This is a genomic window from Nocardioides abyssi, assembly GCF_030412915.1.
Taxonomy (GTDB): Bacteria; Actinomycetota; Actinomycetes; order Propionibacteriales; family Nocardioidaceae; genus Nocardioides; species Nocardioides abyssi.
The window spans coordinates 1-280 of the sequence record NZ_JAUHJR010000139.1 but is presented as its reverse complement, the minus strand read 5'-3'; the positions used below and the strand labels follow the sequence as shown (position 1 = coordinate 280).

Sequence of the window (280 nt, the reverse complement as noted above, 5' to 3'; positions counted from 1 at the left end):
AGCGGTTCGCCCGCCGGTTGGTGAAAACGAACAGCCCGCCCGCGCGCGGGTCCTCGCCCAGCCGCTCCCGCGCGGCGAGCGCCAGACCATCGAACGAGCGCCGCAGGTCCATGGGCTCGGTGCAGACGAAGATGCGGACGTGCGCGGGAATCATCCGCGCGCCTCAAGGACATCGAGCACCGTGCGCAGCGTGGCCCCAGCACTCGCGTCGCGGACGCGCACGCGGTAGCCCATCGGCAGCACGATCTCCACGTCGGCGACCACCTCCTCGCGGGCCGCG

The 280-nt window shown here is 72.9% G+C and carries 1 protein-coding gene; it reads right to left on the bottom strand.

Features of this window, described 5'->3' with window-relative positions; all coding sequences use genetic code 11:
* Positions 1 to 154, bottom strand: a 154-nt coding sequence (gene tnpB, locus QWY29_RS21170) for an IS66 family insertion sequence element accessory protein TnpB (RefSeq protein ID WP_369292674.1), incomplete at its 3' end; no start/stop codon positions are given.
* Between the last annotated feature and the right edge of the window lie 126 nt (positions 155 to 280).